Annotated in this window: 2 protein-coding genes; both read right to left on the reverse strand. The window is 48.9% G+C overall.

The genetic code is table 11. From position 1 onward, the window contains the following. The coding region (gene fabG / locus BN93_RS00320) for a 3-oxoacyl-ACP reductase FabG (protein WP_019186358.1) at positions 1-709 on the reverse strand (709 nt) is incomplete at its 3' end. Positions 710-2526: 1817 nt separating this feature from the next. Then, a complete protein-coding gene (locus BN93_RS00325) occupies positions 2527-6294 on the reverse strand; it encodes an endo-beta-N-acetylglucosaminidase (protein ID WP_019186360.1) in 3768 nt (1255 codons plus the stop codon). Between the last annotated feature and the right edge of the window lie 12 nt (positions 6295-6306).

Raw genomic sequence — 6306 nt, forward strand, 5'->3', positions numbered from 1 at the left:
CAATGCTAATAGTCTCTCCCGTGATGTACGCAGCCTCGTCCGAAGCGAGAAAAGCCACCAGTGCGGCCACCTCTTCGGCCTTTCCAAAGCGTTTCATGGGTACGATTTTTTTCAGTTCGTCTTGGTTCAAGTCGCCCGTCATGTCGCTTTCTATAAATCCGGGAGCCACGGCATTCACCGTAACCTTGCGTGCGGCCACCTCTTGCGCCAAGGCTTTTGTTGCCCCGATAAGCGCGGCCTTTGCGGCCGAATAGTTCACTTGGCCTGCCATTCCTTTCAGTCCCGACACCGAAGAGATGTTTACAATGCGCCCATGACGATGGGTAAGCATGTCTTTCAGCAGTCGGCGCGTTAGGTAGAAAAAGGCGTTTAGCGATGTCTGCAACACGCTTTCCCACTCTCCGTTCTGCATAAACACCATCAGGTTGTCGCGACGTATGCCCGCATTGTTTACCAACACGTCGATATAATCGTCGGGATGGCGTTGTTGCCATTGCTCCACAGCCTGTTCTATGGCATCGGGTTGCGCCACATCAAAGCGCAACAGCTCGGCTTTTCCGCCTTCTGCAACAATTTTATCGCGTGTTTGTTGTGCAGCAGCGTCGTTGTGTAGGTAGTTAATCACCACGGCATAGCCTTGCTTAGCCAACTTAAAGGCTATGGCCCTGCCTATGCCGCGCGATGCTCCTGTTATCAATGCATATTTCATCTGATGTTTCTTTTCAGTAAATTTAGGGATAACAAGCCCCTCTTGTAACTTGCAAAGATAAGGATATTTTCGCAAATCATTCCACTATTTGCTTTTATTATTAGATTTTTCAAAGTGAAGGGCGGAAAAACAGCCTCACCCCCAGCCCCTCTCGGCCTCACCCCCGGCCCCTCTCCAAGGGGAGAGGGGAGTGGTATGCCTTGTGTGTTGCACGTTTGTTATTAGTTAACTTGTTATCTGCCAGCCTCACCCCCAGCCCCAACCAGCCTCACCCCCAGCCCCTCTCCAAGGGGAGAGGGGAGTGAAATGCTTTGCTTGTTGAACGCTTGTTACTGGTCAACTCATCTACTGGTCAACTCATCTACTGGTCAACTTGTGAACTGGTCAACTTGTGAACTGGTCAACTTGTTCATTCGTCTTCTAATCAATTTTTTTGTCCACTTTTCAGCAAAAGTTTTAACATTATGGCTGCGATTTTTTCCGCCAATCGCCTACCTTGCCGCAAAAAATCGATTCTCGCGAAGGTTGGTTTTGAGGCAAAAAGGGGTTGATTGTGAATACTGACATAATGAATATTTATTTAATGGAAACGCCATTTTCACCGAATTTTGGGCTATTTGCCGCTAAATGTACTGCAATATGCTGCTAAACGCACTGCGTTTTGGTGCTAAATGCAAGGTAAAATGGTGCTAAACGCAAGGTGAAATGGTGCTAAATGCAGTGCGTTTTGCCGCTAAATGCAAGGCAAAAAGCATAAATATTCATGGGGATGGTATAAACAAAACCTCTTCGAACCATTAAAAACATGGCAAAAAGGGACAAAATAACCGCTAAAAAGTAGGTTTTTGGGGGTTAAAAGCGGGTTGTTGGCTCCCCCAAAATACGAGCTAGCACCCAAAATAGAAAGGCTAAATGGTGCAAAATGCAGGTAATGGTCTTAAATTTGGCGTAAAAATAAAAGGTGTAAGGATGAAAATTGTGGCAATTTGCATGGTTTGCGTGCTTTATTTTCGCTAGAATGGGGTGACGTTTTTAATTGTTTTGTAAAATAAAGACACTGAATTATAGTGAAACAAAATTTCATTTGGGAAATAGTTGTTAGAAGAGTGCAAGACGTGCGTTGCATGGCATCAATGTAACCTTACGCAGAGGAAAAGGAGGACTTTTGTTTGCTTACGATGCAACTATGGCTTTCCAAATCTAATTCTGTTTGACTATAACAGTTGGGCAGAATTGAATTTGCAATGGGTTGTCTGGTCGTGGGTAAGACAATCTGGTGGTGGATGTCTTTATCGAACAAATGTTGGTGCGGTAAACTTGCGCGTGGCGGTTGGTACGTTTGTAGGGCTGGGTTGTGGGCGTTTAGCTGCCTATCCTGCCTAACATGGCACAACAACCTTCTACCACGTAGCGTTTGGTCTGTTCGTATTAGCTTGTTAGAATGCGAATGTGCTTGTGTGCCATTGTTGCAACATTGATTTCCTATCTATATTTCACGATATAGCGAATGCACAACATGGTTTTGTGGTGCGTAGTTTTGAGCGCCAACCGCTTTGCGTTAGTTGGTGAGGGGGCAGCTGCTAGCTTAAGATGTTATTCAAGGTAACATCGTCTGATTTTCAAGAGAACGTGTCATGTTCTCCAAGTGACCGTGTCCTAATAAAGGGATGTGTCGTTCCAAGACCAATATTTTCGACTATATCTTTGGTTTACAAACACCTCATCTTGCTGTAATAATAAAGAACAAGCCCGATGCCGAGCATTGAACTGCGGCATCGGGCAAGTGTTAAGGTGATTTCCTGAATCAGCCTTGTAGCTTATTCTTTAACCACTTTTACTGCTTTATACAGCTTTCCGTTCTTCATCACGCGAACGATGTAAAGCCCCTTGGCACCAGTGATGGCCACGTTAACCACGTCGCCAGCATTGGCCGTTGCCTTGGTGTTCTGCATAACGGCACCGTTAACGGCCGTAACCTGTATGGCATATTCGCCACCTTCGGCAAAGCGTAGGTTCACACTTTCAACGAAGGGGTTGGGATATAGGGCGAAGTCGGCAGCCTCGACGCCATTAACACCATTGGTTGTGCCCGTTACCTCAACGATGTCGGTCACGGTTTTGGTGTCTTCGCCCCAGAGGTTGGCCAGTTTCAGCGTTGCAGCGTACTTGCCAGCAGCGGCGTATGTAACCGTAGCCACGTCGCCCCTGTCAATAACGTTTGCTCCATCGAGCGTCCAGGTGGCTTGTGTCTTCACTTCTAGCGTACCAGATATGCCGGGATAGCCCAGAACATTGTTGTTGTCTTCGCGTGGATCGTAGAAAGCGTTGTCCGTTTTCTCTCCGCCACCTTGTGCAATGGCCACAACGTCGCCCTTGAATTGTTCGCCGGCACTACCCCAGTTGGCGTACTTGCCATCGGCAGTTTTCTCTTCAAAGGTGTAGTATCCGCGCAAGTTGGCGGGCACATTGCCTTTGCTGTAACCGTTCATACATTGTTTCACTTCTTCGGCAGATAGGAACTTGTCCCATACTTGCACTTCGTCTATCACACCGTTAAAGCCAGCCTTGTACACGTTGCCGCCACCGATAAATATGTCTGCAAGCTCGTTTCTGCGTATGCGGCCATCTCCGCTATCTTCACGGCGAGTAGATGCACCGAAGAAAGCGTTAGCCACTTGCTTACCGTTGAAGTATATGCACTGCCTGCCGCCATCTTGCGTTACAACGATGTGGGTCCACACGCCAGGTACAACTTGATAGCCGGTTGACATCATGTCTGCTTTGGGATCATCGTGGTCTTTCCAGCCCATCGTGTTGAACGAAACCTCGTTTGCTGCGTGGTTTTTCCATTGCGGACGGATGGTTACCCAAAGGTCTCCCCAGTTGTTGTGGGGCCAATTGTCCTTAATGGTATTTTTGTTAATGAGGTTTGTTCCTTGCTTGTCGTGTCTGAATGGCTCGGCTTTGAACCAAAGGGCGTACGAATAGGTTGTGCCTTGCTGCAAGTCGGCAGGCATGCGGAACATGCTGGGGTCGCTGATGATAAGACCTCTGGACACTTTGCCGTCGCCTTTCTTGCCCGTAAAGCTGTACTTCACTTCTTCGCCGGCTTTGGTTTGTTGTTTGCTGGGCGTTATGTTTTCGATGTGTGGCACGGCACCAGTGCTTTCGGGCGAAACCTGAATGAAGCCGCGATTGAGATGCTCTTGGCCTGTGTTGTCTACCAATCTAACGTCGTACACGCCAACCTCATCGAGTTTGAGGTTGCAGCTCGTTGTGTTATCTGCACTAAATAGCACTCGCTTATCGCTAGGTCTGATAACTTCCCACTTTTGTGCGGGCTCTTCGATAAGGTCTTCTAGGCTGAGCGTAAACTCTTCTCCGGGCTTGATAACGGCCTTGCTAAGCTTGGCGGTGTGCAGAGGTTGGTTGTAAGGGATGTCGGTCCATTCGGTCCAAGCAATGTCCGAATGGTTAAGTCCGTCGGGCGAGATGGCTCTAACACCCATTCTTACCTGGCGGTTTGCCTTGTCTGACGACACTGGCGCATCTACAACGTATGCCGCCCACGATGTGGTAGCGGTGAGTAATTGCTCTTTTCCACCTTTCGGTTGCACGTAAATTTCGTAGTACCAGGTGTCAACTTCGTCGTTATAGGTTTTCTTTGCGCCCGTACCGTCGTCGCTGTAATAGCGCATCTTGAAGTCGAAGGCATTGTAACGGCCTCTAAGAACTTTCAGTTCGCCCACGGTAGGCTTCTTGGTGTTGAAGGTTTGTTGGGGATTGCGCACGGCCATTTCGCCCACCAGCATGTTGTAGTTGGGGGTTGTTCCTTCTACTTTGATACCAAGCATGGCCACAGTGGCGTTGGCCGTGATACCAAAGTCGGACATTTTAGCGGTGAAGGTGTTCCATTGTCCTGTCTTTTGTGCATTGGGTATGGCCACTTCCTTGTACTTGTTGGTTTCGCCTTTCAGTGCGATGAACAGCTTGGCGTGGGTTTTGTTGCCCTCGGTAAGCTTGTAGGTGATGCTAAGCGTATTGTCGGCCGTTACGTCGAGCATGGTTTTGAACAGCTTAACGTGCGAAGCGGCCGTTTGTCCGTGCAGGCTAAGGCACGAACCGCCAAAGTAAGCCTCGTCGAAAGTGAGGTCGGCCTTAATCAATGAGGGGTAAGAGGCGGCGTCTACCTTGTCTTCTGCGTTGGTAATCCACCAGCGCCACGTGGGCATAATGTCTTGTGTGTTGATGTTATGCCACTTGTGGTCGAAGGTAACTTCGCCTTGGTTGTAGAACTTCAAGCCGTTGCCCAGGTTAAATCTGGACACGAAGGGCACACTGGTGATGGTGCTCTTGGCGGTTAGCAACGAAGAAAGTCCGTGGAAACGTTGCAGAGAAGCGTTGGAGAGGTTGCAGTTGTCGGTGAATTCGGGGCGATAAGCCGGGTTGCGATGTCCGCCGCTGAAACATAGCTCTTGCTTTAAAAGGTAAGCCTTTTGTATGGCGATGTCTGAGGTTCCGTCGTCGGTTGCACTCTGGTGCAACAGACTTTGACTGTGCGCACCCCAGAAACCAACCGATGCCTTTGTTTCAGAAAGTGCGCGCCAAGAACGGTCTCCGCCAGACAGTCTCATTCCATTCTTTTGAATGTCGCAGCCTGCATAGATGTCGTAACTGCTTCTGTTCATACTCTTTGCCTTGCGGGCAGAGTTGTTGAGTTGGTCTTTGCCCCAGTTATAATTAAAGAAGAGCATGTCTACAACAGGCCTATCGCCAGCACCAAACATCTCTTCGTTGTGGCTATCAAGGCCTCCATCGAAGTGGATTCTGCCAGAAGAGCTGGTGCCGTCGTACCAATATACTTGGAATTCCCAGTCTTGTTTCTTTCCTTCTTCGTGACAAGCTGCGAAGAAATTGATGAGGCGAGTCATTGAACTACGGTCGGACTTGAACTCCGAGTTAACGCCAATGCCGTTAATCCCGTAGTACTTCATGTATTGTACCAGCTTTTCAGCATACTTATACTTGCCATAGCTCGATTCGGTAAGCATTTTTAGCGTTGCTGCGTGGCCGCTTGTTCCCCAGTTGATGTTGATGTGTACATCCCAGGGAATGGACATCAGAGTGCCCACCTTTACGCCGTTCTTGGCAGCTACGTCGGATAGGCCTGCCGAACACCTTACCCAAGGTGCCGTCCAGTTGCCGTGGATGTCGAGATAGCTCCACAGACTGAAGTTGTCTCCTTCGAAACAGTAGCGCGGAAAGGCCTTCCAGGTACTCGTTGGGTCGTCGAGTGGAACCCACAAGCACATCTTGCGCTTGCTGTCTACCGTAGCATCTACGGTATAATCGCCTTGTTCTGCGCCAATACGCTTTCTAGGCTTTACGCGCGAGATGAAAAACTCGTCGTCAATGCGCGATGCGTTGCCGATTGTTTTCCCAGGTTCCCAGCTCATGAAGCTGTTAATCCACTGGGTTTCGTCGGCCGTCGCGATGTCTAACGGATGTGATGGCGTTCGTTGCGCTTGGGCTGTGACGGCTATTGCCGACAGCGCCAAGGCCATCAATGTAGATTTTCTTTTCATTGTTTATAGTTT

It is taken from the genome of Prevotella conceptionensis 9403948 (genome assembly GCF_000312305.1).
Lineage (GTDB): Bacteria > Bacteroidota > Bacteroidia > Bacteroidales > Bacteroidaceae > Prevotella > Prevotella conceptionensis.